Origin of the sequence: Streptomyces sp. R44 (genome assembly GCF_041053105.1) — a bacterium.
In the GTDB taxonomy this organism is placed as follows: Bacteria; Actinomycetota; Actinomycetes; order Streptomycetales; family Streptomycetaceae; genus Streptomyces.
Genome location: NZ_CP163444.1, coordinates 2407849 through 2423063, shown reverse-complemented (window position 1 = coordinate 2423063; position 15215 = coordinate 2407849). Strand labels below are relative to the sequence as shown.

Here is a 15215-nt window from a genome sequence, read left to right as displayed (position 1 = left end):
CGTGTGGGCAATCGTCCCGCTGGGGCGGGACGGGTGGGCACACGGGACGGCGCCCTTCAGCGGCGCCTCCGCGTTCCGCGCCTGGACCCGTGCCACCAGCGCGGCGCGCATCCGGTGCGGGTTCAGGCCCGGGAGCCTCTGGCGCCGGCAGGGGCGCCGTTCCGTTGTGCCCACCCGTTCCGCCCCGGCGGAACGCATGCCCACAACGGGGGTGGGTGTCAGAACGCTGGGCGTTCGGGGTCCAGGTGGGCCTGGCCCGTGGTGGGGGAGGACGGTTCGGCGAAGTGGCGGCGGGGGATGCGGCCCGCCCGGTGGGCCAGGCGCCCCGCCTCCACCGCGTGCCGCATGGCCCCGGCCATGAGCACCGGCTCCTGCGCCCGCGTCACCGCCGACGCCAGCATCACCGCCGCGCACCCCAGCTCCATCGCGAGCGCCGCGTCCGACGCCGTTCCCGCGCCCGCGTCGAGGATCACCGGGACCTCGGCCCGTTCCACGATGAGCTGGAAGTTGTGCGGGTTGCGGATGCCGAGCCCGGAGCCGATGGGGGAGCCGAGCGGCATGATCGCGGCGCAGCCCACGTCCTCCAGCTTCCGGGCCAGGACGGGGTCGTCGTTGGTGTAGGGGAGGACGGTGAAGCCGTCGTCGACCAGGGTCTCGGCCGCTGCCAGGAGTTCCTCGCCGTCCGGGAGGAGGGTGCGCTCGTCGGCGACGACCTCCAGCTTGATCCAGTCCGTGCCCAGCGCCTCCCTCGCCAGCCGCGCCGTGAGCACGGCCTCGCCCGCCGTGTAGCAGCCGGCCGTGTTCGGCAGGACCCGGATGCCGAGGCGCTCCAGGACGGAGAGGACCGAGCCCTGGACCGTCGGGTCCAGGCGCCGCATGGCGACCGTCGTCAGCTCCGTACCGCTGGCGACGAGGGAGCGTTCCAGGACGTCGAGGCTGGGGGCGCCGCCGGTGCCCATGATCAGGCGGGAGGAGAACTCCGTACCGCCGAGGGTGAAGACGTCGTCGGACATCCCTCAGCCTCCCTGTACTGCCGTGAGGACTTCCACCCGGTCGCCCTCGCCCAGCAGCGTCGTGGCCCACTCGCCGCGCGGTACGACCGTCTCGTTGAGCGCCGCCGCGACCCCGGACGGGGCCGTGGTGAGGGTCGCGACGAGGGCGTCGAGGGCGACGGGCCCCGCCAGGACCCGGGGCTCTCCGTTCACGGACACGTTCATGCGGGCTGCTCCTGACGTACAGGGGAGAAACGGCGGGGGGTGAAGGGGCGCGCCTCGTCGGGGAGCGCGCCCGTGGTGAGCGCCTCGGCCATGACGTCGCCGGTGACGGGGGTGAGCAGCACCCCGTTGCGGTAGTGGCCGGTGGCCAGGTGCAGGCCGGGCAGGGCGGTGGGGCCGAGGAGCGGCGCGTTGTCGGGGGAGCCGGGGCGCAGCCCGGCACAGGTCTCCGTGAGCGGCAGTTCCGTGAGGCCCGGGACCAGCTCGTGGGCGTCGCGGAGGAGTTCGTACACCCCGCCCGCCGTCACCGTGGTGTCCCAGCCCAGCTCCTCGCTGGTGGCGCCGACGACGAGCTCGCCGTTCTCGCGGGGCACCAGGTAGACGTGGCTGCCGCGGACGACGGCCCGCACGGTGCGGGAGAGGAAGGGGGCGTACGGCGCGGGGACGCGGAGCCGCAGGACCTGGCCCTTCACGGGGCGGACCGGCGGCAGCACCTCCTCCGGCACGCCCGCGAGCCGCCCGCTGAGGCTGCCCGCGGCGAGCACGACCTGGTCGGCCGTCAGCTCCTCGCCGCCGGTGAGGCGGACGCCGCGTGCCCGGTCGCGTACGACCGAGAGGCGCTCCGCCAGCGTGCGGTGGAAGACCACTCCGGCCCGCTCGCAGGCCGTCACGAGCGCGGCGGCCAGTCGGCGCGGGTCGACCTGGTGGTCGCCGTCGACCCGCAGCCCGCCGCGCACGCCGGGCGCCAGCATCGGTTCGAGGCGGCGGCACTCGCGGCCGCTGAGCCATTCGGAGACGAGCCCGCAGCGGGTCTGCAGGGCGTGCAGTTCGCGCAGGTGGGCCCGGTCGTCGGCGTCGAGGGCGACGGCGAGGGTGCCGCAGGCCCGGTAGCCGACGTCGTGGCCGGCGGCTTCCTCCAGTTCGGCGGCGAACGCGGGGTAGCGGGCGGCGGAGGCGAGGTTGAGCCCGAGCAGGGTCTCCTCGCCGTAGTGGAGTTCGGTGACGGCGGCGAGCATGCCGGCCGCGACCCGCGCGGCCCCGCCGCCCGGATCCGGGTCGACGACGGCGGTGCGCAGTCCGCGCTGCGCGGCCCGCCAGGCCGTGACCAGGCCGATGATGCCGCCCCCGACCACGAGGACATCGGAAGAACGCATGGGCGTCCAGCCCCTCCCTTCGCCGGCATGACCCGGATCAGGTTCGTACGGTCGGAGGCCGTCCCAGCCTCCCTCTCAGCCCGGTGCGTCCGGGCTCCCGCGAGTGCTTTACGCCCGCCAGACTAGCCCGCGTCGATACCGGGCCACAGACCCCTCCCTTCCTGACGGTCCGTCAGATGCGTAAGGTGGTCGGGTGAGCGAGCAGAAGCAGGCCCAGCAGCACGTCGTGATCGTCGGCGCCGGAATGGCGGGCGTCCAGACCGCCGTCGCCCTGCGCGAGCAGGGCTTCACCGGCCCCCTGACCCTCATCGGGGCCGAACCCCACCAGCCCTACGACCGGCCCCCGCTCTCCAAGGCGATCCTCCTCGGCAAGGCCGAGGACTCCGCCTTCGAGATCGACTTCGAGGACCTCGGCATCGAGCTCCGCCTCGGCCTGGACGTCACCGGGCTGCGCGCCGCCGACCACGAGATCGACACCGAGGCCGGGCCCGTCGCCTACGACACCCTCGTCGTCGCCACCGGCGCCCACCCCGTCACCCTGCCCGGCGCCGAGGGCGTCCCCGGGGTCCATCTGCTGCGCACCCTCGACGACGCCGTGCGCCTCGGCCCCGTCCTGGAGCGCCGACACTCCGTCGTGGTGGTCGGCGCCGGCTGGATCGGCGCCGAGTTCGCCACCGCCGCGCGCGAGGCGGGCTGCGCCGTCACCGTCGTCGAGGCCGCCGACCGCCCCCTCGCCGGAGCCCTGCCCGCCGAGGTCACCGCCCCCATGGCCGAGTGGTACGGGGCGAACGGCGCCGAACTCCTCACCCGCGCGCGCGTGCACACCGTCGAGCCCGGCCGCGTCGTCCTCGCCGACGGCCGCGAGATCGCCGCCGACGCCGTCGTCGTCGGCATCGGCGCCCGCCCCGCCACGAGCTGGCTCACCGGCTCCGGCATCGCCCTCGACCCGAGCGGCGCCATCACCGCCGACGACCGGCTGCGCACCTCCCTGCCCGATGTGTACGCCGTCGGCGACTGCGCCTCCTTCCCCTCCGCCCGCTACGGCGAGCGCCTCCTCGTCCACCACTGGGACAACGCGCTCCAGGGCCCGCGCGCGGTCGCCGCGGCGATCACCGGGGCCACCGACGCCCCGTACGACCCGGTGCCGTACTTCTGGTCCGAGCAGTTCGGCCGCTTCGTCCAGTACGCCGGGCACCACGCGCACGCGGACGAGCTGGTGTGGCGCGGCGCCCCGGCCGACGAGGCCTGGTCCGTGCTCTGGCTGCGCGCCGGGGTGCCGGTGGCCCTCCTCGCGGTCGGTCGCCCCCGCGACCTGGCCCAGGGTCGCAAGCTCATCGAGGCCGCCGTCCCGGTCGACCCGGAGCGCGCCGCGGACCCGTCCGTCCCCCTGAAGGCGGCAGTCCGGTAGGGCCCGACTACCGGCTGTCAGTCCGGGATGGCAGGCTTGTCCTGTGACCGAGATTGACGTAAAGATCGATGCGCTCGTCCCCGCCTGGCTCTACGTGCCCGACATCGCGGAGATGCTCGATGTCGACGTGGTGCGCGTGCGGCAGCTGATCAAGGACGGCCAGCTCATCGCCGTGCGCCGCGGCGAGAACAACGCCCTGCAGATCCCCGCTGCCTTCATCCAGGGCGACAAGATCGTCAAGGGTCTCGTCGGGCTGCTGACCGTGCTGCGGGACGACGGCTTCACCAACGAGGAGATGCTGGAGTGGCTCTTCACTCCGGACGAGAGCCTGCCGGGCACGCCCGCGCAGGCGCTCAACGAGAATCGCGGCACGGAGGTGAAGCGCCGCGCCCAGGCGCTCGCCATCTGACGCCCGCGCGCTGACGCACCCACGCACCGAAGACACCACCCGCGGGTGTCGCGGAGCCCGGCCTCTTCACGGCCGGGCGCCGCGGCACCGGCGCACGAACGGGGGGAACCCACCCATGTCCACGCCTCGTGAGCGGCTCGCCGACGCCCGCCTCTACCTGTGCACCGACGCCCGGAAGCGCCAGGGCGACCTGCCCGCCTTCCTCGACGCCGTGCTCTCCTCCGGCGTGGACATCGTGCAGCTCCGCGACAAGGGCATGGAGGCCGGTGAGGAGCTGGAGCACCTCGCCGTCTTCGCCGAGGCCGCCCGCCGGCACGGCAAGCTCCTCGCCGTGAACGACCGGGCCGACGTCGCCCACGCCATCGGCTCCGACGTCCTCCACCTCGGCCAGGGCGACCTGCCCGTGCCCGCCGCCCGCGCGATCCTCGGCGACGAGCTGCTGATCGGCCGCTCCTGCCACGCCGAGACCGAGGTCGCCGCGGCCGCCGCCGAGCCGGGCGTGGACTACTTCTGCACCGGACCCTGCTGGCCCACCCCCACCAAGCCCGGACGGTACGCGCCGGGGCTCGGCCTCGTGCGGTACGCGGCGGAGCTGGCGCAGGACCGGCCCTGGTTCGCCATCGGCGGCATCGACGAGACCAACCTCGACGAGGTCCTGGACGCGGGCGCCCGCCGGATCGTCGTCGTCCGCGCCATCACCGAGGCCGACGACCCCGCCGCCGCGACGGCCGCCCTCGCCAAGCGCGTCCGCGAGCGCGCCGAAGCCTGACGGGCGCGTCCGCGGGGAGCCCGGCACAGCTGTCCGAAAAGGTGTCCACCACTCGGACGCCGTCTACGCGGCTCCCCGGACCGCGTCTAACCTGCCGGTATGGCCCTTGGAACCGCTTCCGTCCGATCGGACCGTGCACGCACGGTGCGCGAGATCCTCGCTGCCGGTGACACGTCGTACTCCTTCGAGTTCTACGCGCCCCGCACCGAGAAGGGCGAGCAGGTCCTCTGGAACGCCATGCGCCGCGTCGAGGCGGTCGGTCCCAGCTTCGTCTCCGTGACCTACGGCGCCGGCGGCTCCACCCGCGGCGGCACCGTCAAGGCCACCCAGAAGATCGCCTCCGACACCACGCTCACCCCCGTCGCCCACCTCACGGCCGTCGACCACTCGGTCGCCGAGCTGCGGAACATCCTCGGGCAGTACGCCGACGCGGGCATCCGCAACATGCTCGCCGTCCGCGGCGACCCGCCGGGCGACCCGCTGGGCGAGTGGGTCGAGCACCCGGAGGGCGTGAAGTACGCCGCCGACCTCGTCCGGCTGATCAAGGAGTCGGGAGACTTCTGCGTCGGCGTCGCCGCCTTCCCGGAGATGCACCCCCGCTCCACCGACTGGGACACGGACATCCGGCACTTCGTGGACAAGTGCCGCGCGGGCGCCGACTACGCGATCACCCAGATGTTCTTCGACCCGGAGAACTACCTGCGGCTCCGCGACAGCGTGGAGAAGGCGGGCTGCGAGACCCCGATCATCCCCGAGGTCATGCCCGTCGTGAACGTGAAGACGCTCGACCGGCTGCCCCAGCTGAGCAACGCCGCCTTCCCCGCGGATGTGAAAGAGCGCATCCTCGCCGTCAAGGACGATCCCGCCGCTGTACGCTCCATCGGTATCGAGTTCGCGACGGAGTTCTGCGCGCGTCTGCTCTCCGAGGGTGTCCCCGGACTGCACTTCATCACGCTCAACAGCTCCACCGCGACGCTCGAGATCTACGAGAATCTCGGACTGCACCAGCAGTCGTGACCGGTCGTACCCGCCCCGACCCGCGGCGGTGACCGTGGAGAGGGGCGGCGGGGCATGGGGTGGACGGTCCTCTACATCGCGTTCGGCGTGGTCGCACTGTGGCTGCTGGGGGAGGTGCTCCTCCAGTACAAGGCGCGGCTGCGCTGGCGCCTGCTCGCCTTCGGCGGCTTCCTCTGCGTGGTCCTCGGCGTCCTGCTGCCCTCGGTCCTCGTCATCATCGCCGGGGCCGTCGCCTTCGCCGTCGGCCAGACCTATGTGACGCTCTCCTTCCGCCGCGGCTTCTCCACCGGCTGGGCGATCGGCGGCAACCCGGGGGCGAGCCGCCGGCGCAAGGCCCCCGCACCGGCCGAGGCCGGGCCCACCCTCGAGGTCACCGAGCTCTCGTACGACACGGAGGACCGGTACGAGGACGGGTTCGGGCACGACGGGCACGACGGGCACCCGGAGACCGCCGCCGAGACGACGGCGGTCTACGAGCCGCAGCCGATGCCCGAGGACACCGGCCAGTACGGCATCTACGAGACCGCCGGCCAGGGCACCGGGTACGGGACGGGGTACGACCCCTACGCGTCCGGGTACCAACAGCCCGGCTACGAGCAGACCTCCTACGAGCAGCAGCCGGCCTACGACTACGGCGCCGCCGCCGGGCAGCAGCAGTACGCCGCGTACTCCGACCCGTACATCGGCCCGGGCACGGACAGCCAGCAGTACGCCCCGTACTACACCGACCCCTACGCCCCCTCGTACACCTACGACACCCCGCCCGGCGGCGTCTGGGTCCCGCAGCAGCGCGACACCGACCAGGCTCCGCAGCAGCAGGCCCCGTACGGCTACGAGCAGCCGCACCCGGACGACCAGTACCGCTACTAGGCCTTCCGGGAGCCACCGGGACCTACTGGGAGCCGCGGAAGTCCGCGCCCTCCACGATGAGTCCGGCCACCAGCGCGCCCGACATGCCCGCGTGGGCGAGCCCGCCGCCCGGGTGCGACCAGCCGCCCGCGTAGTACAGGCCGGGCAGCAGGGAGCGGTTGGCGGCAGGAAGGTACAGACCCCGGGCGCCCGCGAGCGCGGGGCCCGGCACCTCGGCGGCGCCCGTGTCCCGCAGGACGTCCTCCGGGGTGCGGACGTGGCGCCAGAGCAGCCGCCCGGCGAGGCCGGGAACGGCCTGTCCCGCCGCCTCGACCATCCGGCCGGCGATCTCGTCCCAGTCCTCCCCGGGAACCAGGTCCACCGTCGCGGACACCGTCACCGACTCGTGAGCGTCGTCCGGGCGCAGCGCCGGGTCGTCCGGCCGCAGCACGGTCACCGTGGGCACGCCTCCGGAGGCGTGGACGACCGTGCGGTGCACGGCGTCCGGCTCCCGGGCCCCGCGCAGGGCCAGACAGACCGTCATGCGACCCGTCAGGTCCGTCTCGATGGCCCGGGCCTCCACCTGGTCCCGGTAGGGGCCCGGCAGGGGCGCGCCCGCCACGACGTGGTCGGCTTCCACGGTCTCGCCGCCCGCGAGCGCGATCCCGGTCGCCCGGCCGTCCTTCTCCAGGACGCCGGTGACCTCGGCGTCGAAGACGAACTCCACCCGCCGCTTCCGGCATCGCTCGTACACCGCGTCGGCGAGCGCCCGCAGGCCGCCGCCGACGTACCAGCTGCCGAAGGTCTGCTCCAGGTACGGCAGGACGGCGGCCGAGGCGGGGGCATGCGCCGGGTCGAAGCCGTACGACCAGGCGTACGCGTCGAGGAGGGCCGCGAGCCGCGGATCCCGCAGCTCCCGCCTGCCGACCTGGCCGAGCGTCGTCGTCGGGCGCCGCAGCAGGCCCGCCTTCAGCGCCGGGTAGGGCTCACGGGCCAGCGGCGTCGGGTCGGCCGGCTGCGGCTCCTCCAGGAGCGGGCGCCGGGTCCGGTCCCAGGCCTCGCGGGCCCGCGTCAGGAAGTCGCCCCAGCGCTCGCCCGCCCCCGCGCCGAGCGCCGCGTCCAGCGCGGCGACCGTGCCGGCCCGTGAGGCGTTCGGCAGGTCGACGCGGGTGCCGTCGGCGAAGACGTGACGGGCCGCCGGATCGACCTGCGTCAGCGAGACGCAGTCCTCCAGGGGCTCCTTGCCGGTCTTCACGAACAGGTCCCGGTAGACGGCGGGCAGGTGCAGCAGCCCGGGACCGGTGTCGAAGGCGAAGCCGTCGCGCTCGAAGCGGCCGACCGCGCCGCCGTACGTCGACGTCCTCTCGTACACCGTCACCGTGTGTCCGGCGACCGCCAGTCGGGCCGCCGCCGCCATGGCGCCGAGTCCCGCGCCGATCACCACAATCCGTGCCATGCGGGCGAGCCTATCCGGCGCCTCCGACGCCGCCGGAGGGCAGGCCGGGCACGGTCAGAAGTGGTCGGACCCGTCGTCGGGCGGGGCCTGGGCCCGGGGGCGCGCCCCCACGGCCGCGAGCCGTCTCTCCTCCCGCCGCCGGGAGAAGCGCCGCCAGCCGCGGCGGATCTGCTTGGCCAGGAAGAGCAGTATCGCCAGGCCCGCCAGGAGCAGGACGCCCGCGATGACCGAAGCGGCCACGGGATGGAAGACGGCGAAGGTGACGACCGCCGCCACCCCGAGGTCCTCCGCCAGGCTCAGCAGGATGTTCGAGAACGGTTCCGGCGAGGTGTTGACCGCCATCCTCGTCCCGGCCTTGACGAGGTGACTGAGCAAGGCAGTCGAACCGCCGATCGCGCCCGCCGCCAGCTCCGGCAGCGAACCGTTCTGCCCGGCGAGCAGGGCGCCGACCACGGCTCCCGCGATCGGCCGGATCACCGTGTGGACGGAGTCCCATATCGAGTCGACGTACGGAATCTTGTCCGCCACCGCCTCGCACAGGAACAGCACGGCCGCCGCGACGAGGACATCGGTGCGCTGCAAGGACTCGGGCACCTCGTCGGTCAGCCCGGTCGCGCCGAAGACGCCGAACAGCAGGACCACCGCGTACGCGTTGATCCCGCTCGCCCAGCCGCTGGTGAACACCAGGGGGAGTACGGACACGCCCGCGATCGTAACCAGGACTGAGTATCCGTACCTAGGGGTCGAGATGAGTAGGTGCGCGGATGGGGCCGGTACCGGCGGGAGGAGAGAGTGGAGCCCACGGAAGGGGCGCGGCTCCGGTACCGCCGGCACGGGGCTGCGGAACGGGGGCCGCGCACCTGCCGGCACGGGGGTGCGAAAGAAGCCGGTGCGGTGAGGCTCGGGGGGATCGAGCCTCGCCGCACCGGCGTTCTCATGACCTACGCGCGCGGGGGGCGGCGGCCGTCGTGCTGCTGCCTCAGCGGCCGCCCACGCGCCCGTGCAGCAGCCGCGAGAGCGCCGCGTGCACGTCGTCCAGCGAACGCTCGCTCTGGAAGGCCTGCCAGTCGAGCGCCGCCACCAGCACCATCCCGACCAGCGCCGCGGCCGTCAGCTGGACGTCGATCTCCTCGCTCAGCTCACCGGCCGAGACCCCCTCGCGCAGCACCCCCTCGACCACCGCGACGGCCTCCTGACGCACCACCAGGAGCGTGGAGTTCCAGGCCCGGTTGGTGCGCCAGAGCTCGGCCACGTACAGCTGGGTGAAGGCCGGGTAGCGGTCGATGAAGACGAGGCCCGCCCGGATCATCGCGTCCAGCGCGTCGACCCGGCTCCCGCCGCGCTCGGCGGTCTCCTCGGCCGCCGAGCGCAGGGAGGCGGTGAGCAGCGACACCCCGTGGCGCAGCAGCTCCTCGAAGAGCTCCGTCTTGCTCTTGAAGTTGTAGTAGACCGTGCCCTTGGCCACGCCGGCCCTCTCGGCGATCTCGTCCACCGTCGTCGCGGAGAAGCCCTGCTCCGCGATGAGGGTGACGGCCGCCTCGTAGAGCTTCGTGCGCGTGGCCTGGCGTCGGGTGCTGCTGCTGTCCATGGCGTCGATTCTCACAGGTTCAGAGCGACAGTTCGGGGTGGAGCCGGTCCATCGTCCACACCTGCTTCTTGCGTGCCGAGACGGCGGTCAGGGCCAGGGCGCCGACGGTGAAGGCCGCCAGGACCGCGCAGGCCTGCCAGACCGGTCCCATCCCGCCGCCCGTGATCAGCCGGCGCAGCGCGTCGACCACGTGACTCATCGGCAGGAAGGGGTGGACGGCGTTGAAGAAGCCCGGGCTGGTCTGGACGGGGTACGTGCCGCCCGCCGAGGTCAGCTGGAGCATCAGGAACGCGAGCACCAGGATCCGGCCCGCCGCGCCGAAGCGGGCGTTGAGCCACTGGATGATCGCGGCGAAGCAGCAGGTGACCAGGGCGAGGAAGCCGATCGTGCCGGCGGCCCTGGCCATCTGGAGGCCGAGGCCCCAGTGCAGGACCGACATCAGGGCCGCCACCTGGAGGAGGCCGATCACCGCCACCGGGAGCCAGCCCGCGAGCGCGATCCGCCAGGCGGAGCCGCCCGCCGCGAGGGCGCGCCGGTTCAGCGGCTGGATGAGCATGTACGCGACCATCGCGCCGACCCAGAGGGAGAGCGGGATGAAGTACGGGGCGAAGCCGGTGCCGTAGTTCGGCGCCTTGTGCAGGGACTGGGAGGCCAGCTTCACCGGGTCGGCCATGACCTCCGTACGCCGGTCGCGGTCCTGCTCGTCGTAGTCGGGGATCTGGTCGACCCCGTCCTTGAGGCCCGTGGCGAGGCTGCCCGAGCCGTCGGCCAGCTTGAACAGGCCGCCGTCCAGATCGCCCGCGCCCTTCTTGAGCTTGCCGACACCGGTGTCGAGGCTGACCGAACCGGTCTTGGCCCGGGTGATGCCGGTGTGCAGCTGGTCCGCGCCCGTCGCGACCTTCTGCGCGCCCGCGTTGAGCTCGTTGATCTTCCGGATGGCGCCCTCGACGTCCTCGTCGAGGTGCGGGGCGCGGGCGGCCAGCTCGTCGGCCTGCTTCTTCAGCTTGGCCAGGCGCGCGTCCAGGGTCTTCAGGTCGTCGGCGTTGTCCTTGGTGAGCTCGTGCACGTCGTCGGCGATCGTGGCCACGTCCCCGGCGGTGACCGAGGCCTCCTTGAGCTTCTGGCAGATCTTGGGGTCGAGCGGGGGAACGGTGACGGGGGCGTCCACGCACACCTCGCGGTGGAGCCGGGCGAGGCCGTCGTCGGCCTTGTGGGCGGCGGTGCGGACCTGGGGCGCGTGCTTGACCAGCTTGTCCAGGTTGTGGCGGGCGGCCGTGGCCGAGTCGGAGACGAGGCGGGCGGTGTCGCGGATCGACTTGCCGTTGTTCGCCAGGTACGGGCGGACCTTGTCGGCGGTGCCGTTCACCTTGTCGGCGAGGGCCTGCGTGCCGTTCGCGACCTTGCGGGAGCCGTTCTCCAGGTCCGTGGCGCCCTTGTCGAGCTTCTTCAGACCGGTGGCCAGGTCGCCGCTGCCGGCCTTGGCGTCGGTGAGGCCCTCCGACAGGCTCTTGGAGCCCTTCTTCGCCTTGTCCACGCCCTGCTTGAGATCGGCCGCGCCCTTGGCGGCCTTGGCGGTGGCGTCGTGGATGTCGGAGAAGGAGATGAAGATCTTGTCGAGGAAGGTCCGCGAGGACTTCGTGGAGGCCGCGGTGCGCACCTCGGAGAAGACCGTCCGGGAGATCTGGCCGACGATGTAGTTGTTGGCGTCGTTGGTCCGCACCTGGAGCGCGCCCGTCTCGGGGGAGTCGCCGGAGCTGGAGGCGATGCGGGAGCTGAAGTCTCCGGGCATGGTCAGCGACAGGTAGTACGTCCCGTCCTCCACGCCCGCGCGTGCCTCGGCGTCGCTCACCCGGTGCCACTCGAAGGTCTTGCTCTCCAGGAGCCCCTCGGTGATGTCGTCACCGGCGTGGATCTCCTTGTCGCCGGCGGTGGCGCCCCGGTCCTCGTTGACGAGGGCGACGGGGATCTTGTCGAGCCTGCTGTACGGGTCCCAGAACGAGTACAGGTACAGGGCGCCGTACAGCAGCGGCAGCAGCAGGATCGCGACGAGCGCGGCGCGCGGCAGCTTTCCCCTGCCGAAGCGCTTCAGCTCAAGCGCGGCCAGTTTCGGCGAGCGCATCGGCCGCCCCCTCCTCGGTCGTGGCGTCGGTGGTGCCGTCGGTCGCCGTCTCCCCGACGGCGGTTTCTTCGGTGGCCGTCTCGTCGTCGGCGGTGCCTTCGTCGACGGCCTTGTCGGTGGCCGTGCCTTCGGTGGCCGTGGCGTCGACGGCCGTGTCCTCGGCCCGGGCGGGCCCGGTCGCCTTGCTGTCGCCCGGGACCGTCGTGATGCGCAGGGCGTCCTCGGGGGCCTCGCTGCAGACGGCGAGGACGGTCGTCCCCGAAGCGGCCAGGGAGCGCAGCAGCGCCCAGGCCTCGGCGCGGTCGGCGTCCGAGAGCTTCAGGTCGGTGTCGTCCACGGCGAGCAGCCGGGGACGGCCGATCAGGGCCAGGGCGATCGAGAGCCGCAGCGCTTCGAGGCGCTCCAGATCCCGTACGGAGGTCCGCTCGCCCTTCGGCAGGGCGTCGAGGTCCAGACCCGCGGCCTTCACGGCCTCGTCGATCCGGGACCGGGACGTCGCCGCCCGCTCGGCGGGGCGCCGCAGCAGGGCCCGTACGGAACCGTCGAAGCGGCGCTGGAGCAGGGCACGCTCGCGCAGGTGCTCGGCGACCGTGAAGGCGGGGTCGAGCTCGCTGACGCCCGGGACCTGGCCGAGCGCGCTGATCCGGCGCACGGCGGCCATCCTGCGGGGCAGGGGGAGGCCGCCGACCTCGGCGTGGCCCTCCTTGGCCTTCATCCGGCCGGTGAGCGCGAGCAGCAGACAGGTGCGGCCCGAGCCCGAGGGGCCCTCGATCGCCACCAGCGCGCCGGGCTCGGCGCGGAAGGAGACCTCCCGGAAGGCCCAGCCGCGCGGTCCCTTCAGTCCGAAGCCGTCCGTGACGACGGCGGCGCCGTGCGGCTGTTCCTCGGTTTCCGTGCCCACGGACTCACCCCCCATTCCCCTTTTTGAACTGACCAGTCAGTTCAAAAGTTACCCCCGGGTTGGGTTTCAGGCAAAACCCCAGGTCAGCGCGATTGTCAGTGGGGCACGGCACGATGAACACATACGGCCACAGCGCCGTCACGCGACGACAGGAGGCTCGTCATGGCAAGCCCATCCGCAGCAGCCGCGCCCCGCCGCCGTCCCACCCCCGGGGAGGCGGGACCCGGCTCCGACATCCACCCCGTCACGCGCCGCTCCGCCGCCCCGCCCGCCGCCCTCGACCTCCTCGCCAAGTCCCGCGCCGGACTCGCCGAGGCCGCCGTCCTCGACCGCCCCCACGAGCGGTACGCCACCGCCCACCTCGCCGCCCTGCGCGCGGCCGCCGCCGTGCTCGCCGCCCGGGCCAGGCCCGACACCCGGCCCCGCCACCGGCAGCGGATAAGGAGCACCTGGGAGCTCCTCCCCGACCTCGCCCCCGAGCTGACCGAGTGGAGCGCCCTCTTCGCCGCCGGCGCCCCGCGCAGAGCCCGCGCCGAGGCCGGCATCAGCAGCGCCGCCACCCGACGCGAGGCCGACGACCTGCTCAGGGACGCCGCCCACTTCCTGCGCCTGGTCGAGCGGCTGCTCGCCCTCCCGCCGGTACTGCCCCGCCAGCCCGGGGCCGACGAGGCCGGAGGATGATCCGAAAGGCAGGGGCGAGGCCATAGGGTGGGGAGCGTCCGTACCCGTCACCGAGGAGTCAACAGCCGTGCCGGACCCTTCCCCTGTCTTCGGTCGAGAGGCTTCGTCGCGCCCGTCGCGCGCCTCCCTGCGTACCGCCGTCGTCTGGGACGTCCTCAAAGACGCCCTGGACCGCCGGGTCGAGGCCACCGGGAAGGACAGCCTCGACGTCCTCGACACGGGCGGCGGCTCCGGCAACTTCGCGGTGCCGGTGGCCCGCCTCGGCCACCGGGTCACCGTCGTCGACCCCAGCCCCAACGCGCTCTTCGCGCTGGAGCGCCGGGCCGCCGAGGCCGGCGTCGCCGACCTCGTCACCGGCGTCCAGGGCGACATCAAGGGCCTCTTCGACGTCGTCGAGCGCGACGCCCACGACACGGTGCTCTGCCACGGCGTCCTGGAGTACGTCGACGACCCCGCCGAGGGCCTGCGGAACGCGACGGCCGCGCTCCGCCCCGGCGGCAGCCTCAGCCTGCTCGCCGCCGGCGTCGGCGGCGCCGTCCTGGCCCGCGCCCTCGCCGGCCACTTCACCGAGGCCCGGCACGCGCTCGACGACCCGGCGGGCCGCTGGGGCGCCGGCGACCCGGTGCCCCGGCGCTTCACCGCCGAGCAGCTCACCGAGCTCGCCGACGGAGCCGGACTCGCGGTCGGCGCCGTGCACGGTGTCCGGGTCTTCGCCGACCTCGTTCCCGGAGCCCTCGTCGACACCGAGCCCGGTGCCGCCGAGGCCCTGCTCAAGCTGGAGGCGGCCGCCGCGGAGCTGCCCTCCTTCCACGCCATCGCCACCCAGCTGCACGTTCTCGGCGAGAAGCGGGCCTGATCGGGACGGTCACCTGTTCGGCGGTGCGGGCCGCGGTGTGCCATGGAGTACGCCACAGCCCGCCCGATGTGGGGCTCCGCCCCGTATGATCGGGGGACACCATCCGGCATGACGGACAAGGGGCTGGGGAATCAACGCCTCAGCAACCGATCCGCATGGCGGCCCGGATTGGCTATTCGGCATTGAGGGCGGGTTTCACGGGGGCGATTCCCTGCCTATCCTGAAAGGGCCGCAAACCGGTCGCCCCCGCGACCGACGACTAGGAGGACTCCGTGCCGCTCTCGGAGCACGAGCAGCGAATGCTCGAGCAGATGGAGCGAGCGCTGTACGCCGAAGATCCCAAGTTCGCGACAGCGCTCGAGGGAAGCGGACTGCGTACGTACACCCGGCGACGGGTTTACCAGGCAGTCGCCGGCTTCCTGGTGGGTATCGCGCTCCTCATGGCCGGAATGGTCGCACAGCAGATCTGGATCAGCGTGGTGGGATTCCTCGTCATGCTGGGCTGCGCGGTCCTGGCGGTCACCGGATGGCGCAAGGCGCCGAAGCCGGGTGAGCAGCGGGCGGCCGCGGGCCGTCCGGCTCGGCAGCGACGCTCCATGATGGACCGGATCGAGGCGCGGTGGCAGCGGCGCCGCGATGAGCAGCAGGGCGGCGGCCACTGACGGCCCCGATGCGGTAGCCCCGCCCCCGAAACCCCCGAGCCCCGCAGGGCCCGCGCCACTCGGCGCGCCCTCTGCGGGGCTCGACCCGTTCCGGGCGGCCGTTGTGGGCAATCGTTCCGCTGGGGCGGAACG

At 73.4% G+C, this 15215-nt stretch carries 16 protein-coding genes and 1 riboswitch; of the genes, 8 read left to right on the top strand and 8 right to left on the bottom strand.

What is annotated here, in order from left to right; genetic code table 11:
* Positions 1-218: 218 nt before the first annotated feature.
* The 3 genes from AB5J54_RS11215 to thiO form a co-directional block, all read right to left on the bottom strand.
* Entirely contained in the window at positions 219-1013 is a 795-nt protein-coding gene (locus AB5J54_RS11215) for a thiazole synthase (protein ID WP_369143776.1), read from the bottom strand.
* A 3-nt stretch (positions 1014-1016) separates the two neighbouring features.
* A complete protein-coding gene (gene thiS / locus AB5J54_RS11210) occupies positions 1017-1217 on the bottom strand; it encodes a sulfur carrier protein ThiS (protein WP_369143775.1) in 201 nt (66 codons plus the stop codon).
* Positions 1214-2368 carry a glycine oxidase ThiO gene (gene thiO / locus AB5J54_RS11205; protein WP_369143774.1) on the bottom strand — a complete coding sequence of 385 codons (1155 nt, stop codon included), beginning with the start codon at positions 2366-2368 and terminating at the stop codon, positions 1214-1216. Before thiO ends, thiS begins: the two co-directional genes overlap by 4 nt.
* Positions 2366-2479: riboswitch (TPP riboswitch) on the bottom strand. (Overlaps the previous gene by 3 nt.)
* Before the next feature lie 82 nt (positions 2480-2561).
* On the opposite strand from thiO, the gene AB5J54_RS11200 reads away from it, so the two are divergent.
* The 5 genes from AB5J54_RS11200 (at position 2562) to AB5J54_RS11180 (ending at position 6841) form a co-directional block, all read left to right on the top strand.
* Positions 2562-3776 (top strand): NAD(P)/FAD-dependent oxidoreductase, encoded by a 1215-nt coding sequence (locus tag AB5J54_RS11200; RefSeq protein ID WP_369143773.1) that lies wholly within the window; start codon positions 2562-2564, stop codon positions 3774-3776.
* Between the two features lie 43 nt (positions 3777-3819).
* Positions 3820-4185: an Rv2175c family DNA-binding protein gene (locus AB5J54_RS11195; protein WP_365218596.1), complete on the top strand. Its 366-nt coding sequence runs from the start codon at positions 3820-3822 to the stop codon at positions 4183-4185.
* 115 nt (positions 4186-4300) lie between these two features.
* Positions 4301-4954, top strand: coding sequence for a thiamine phosphate synthase (gene thiE, locus AB5J54_RS11190; protein ID WP_369143772.1), 654 nt, complete (start codon positions 4301-4303; stop codon positions 4952-4954).
* Positions 4955-5053: 99 nt separating this feature from the next.
* A complete protein-coding gene (metF, locus tag AB5J54_RS11185) occupies positions 5054-5971 on the top strand; it encodes a methylenetetrahydrofolate reductase [NAD(P)H] (protein ID WP_369143771.1) in 918 nt (305 codons plus the stop codon).
* A gap of 54 nt (positions 5972-6025) precedes the next feature.
* A complete protein-coding gene (locus tag AB5J54_RS11180) occupies positions 6026-6841 on the top strand; it encodes a hypothetical protein (protein ID WP_369143770.1) in 816 nt (271 codons plus the stop codon).
* Between the two features lie 22 nt (positions 6842-6863).
* On the opposite strand, the gene AB5J54_RS11175 is transcribed toward AB5J54_RS11180, so the two are convergent.
* From AB5J54_RS11175 to AB5J54_RS11155, 5 genes are all read right to left on the bottom strand, one after another.
* Positions 6864-8276, bottom strand: coding sequence for a phytoene desaturase family protein (locus AB5J54_RS11175; protein WP_369143769.1), 1413 nt, complete (start codon positions 8274-8276; stop codon positions 6864-6866).
* Between the two features lie 54 nt (positions 8277-8330).
* A complete protein-coding gene (locus AB5J54_RS11170) occupies positions 8331-8978 on the bottom strand; it encodes a DUF4126 domain-containing protein (RefSeq protein WP_369143768.1) in 648 nt (215 codons plus the stop codon).
* Between the two features lie 277 nt (positions 8979-9255).
* Complete coding sequence (locus tag AB5J54_RS11165) at positions 9256-9864, bottom strand: TetR/AcrR family transcriptional regulator (protein ID WP_351180609.1); 609 nt, start codon at positions 9862-9864, stop codon at positions 9256-9258.
* 19 nt (positions 9865-9883) lie between these two features.
* Entirely contained in the window at positions 9884-11983 is a 2100-nt protein-coding gene (locus AB5J54_RS11160; protein ID WP_369143767.1) for a YhgE/Pip family protein, read from the bottom strand.
* Positions 11955-12884: an ATP-binding cassette domain-containing protein gene (locus AB5J54_RS11155; protein ID WP_369143766.1), complete on the bottom strand. Its 930-nt coding sequence runs from the start codon at positions 12882-12884 to the stop codon at positions 11955-11957. The genes AB5J54_RS11160 and AB5J54_RS11155 overlap by 29 nt, the downstream gene beginning before the upstream one ends.
* A gap of 162 nt (positions 12885-13046) precedes the next feature.
* On the opposite strand from AB5J54_RS11155, the gene AB5J54_RS11150 reads away from it, so the two are divergent.
* From AB5J54_RS11150 to AB5J54_RS11140, 3 genes are all read left to right on the top strand, one after another.
* A complete protein-coding gene (locus tag AB5J54_RS11150; RefSeq protein WP_369143765.1) occupies positions 13047-13565 on the top strand; it encodes an SAV_6107 family HEPN domain-containing protein in 519 nt (172 codons plus the stop codon).
* Positions 13566-13632: 67 nt separating this feature from the next.
* Positions 13633-14421 carry a methyltransferase gene (locus tag AB5J54_RS11145; RefSeq protein ID WP_369143764.1) on the top strand — a complete coding sequence of 263 codons (789 nt, stop codon included), beginning with the start codon at positions 13633-13635 and terminating at the stop codon, positions 14419-14421.
* A gap of 272 nt (positions 14422-14693) precedes the next feature.
* On the top strand, positions 14694-15083 hold the full coding sequence (locus tag AB5J54_RS11140) for a DUF3040 domain-containing protein (RefSeq protein ID WP_351180624.1): 390 nt from the start codon (positions 14694-14696) through the stop codon (positions 15081-15083).
* Positions 15084-15215: the final 132 nt, after the last annotated feature.

Bases quoted from the DNA above. Each gene is read 5' to 3' on its own strand.
- AB5J54_RS11215 (WP_369143776.1), bottom strand. From the start codon at position 1,013: ATGTCCGACGACGTCTTCACCCTCGGCGGTACGGAGTTCTCCTCCCGC.
- thiS (WP_369143775.1), bottom strand. From the start codon at position 1,217: ATGAACGTGTCCGTGAACGGAGAGCCCCGGGTCCTGGCGGGGCCCGTC.
- thiO (WP_369143774.1), bottom strand. From the start codon at position 2,368: ATGCGTTCTTCCGATGTCCTCGTGGTCGGGGGCGGCATCATCGGCCTG.
- thiE (WP_369143772.1), top strand. From the start codon at position 4,301: ATGTCCACGCCTCGTGAGCGGCTCGCCGACGCCCGCCTCTACCTGTGC.
- metF (WP_369143771.1), top strand. From the start codon at position 5,054: ATGGCCCTTGGAACCGCTTCCGTCCGATCGGACCGTGCACGCACGGTG.
- AB5J54_RS11180 (WP_369143770.1), top strand. From the start codon at position 6,026: ATGGGGTGGACGGTCCTCTACATCGCGTTCGGCGTGGTCGCACTGTGG.
- AB5J54_RS11175 (WP_369143769.1), bottom strand. From the start codon at position 8,276: ATGGCACGGATTGTGGTGATCGGCGCGGGACTCGGCGCCATGGCGGCG.
- AB5J54_RS11165 (WP_351180609.1), bottom strand. From the start codon at position 9,864: ATGGACAGCAGCAGCACCCGACGCCAGGCCACGCGCACGAAGCTCTAC.
- AB5J54_RS11160 (WP_369143767.1), bottom strand. From the start codon at position 11,983: ATGCGCTCGCCGAAACTGGCCGCGCTTGAGCTGAAGCGCTTCGGCAGG.
- AB5J54_RS11150 (WP_369143765.1), top strand. From the start codon at position 13,047: ATGGCAAGCCCATCCGCAGCAGCCGCGCCCCGCCGCCGTCCCACCCCC.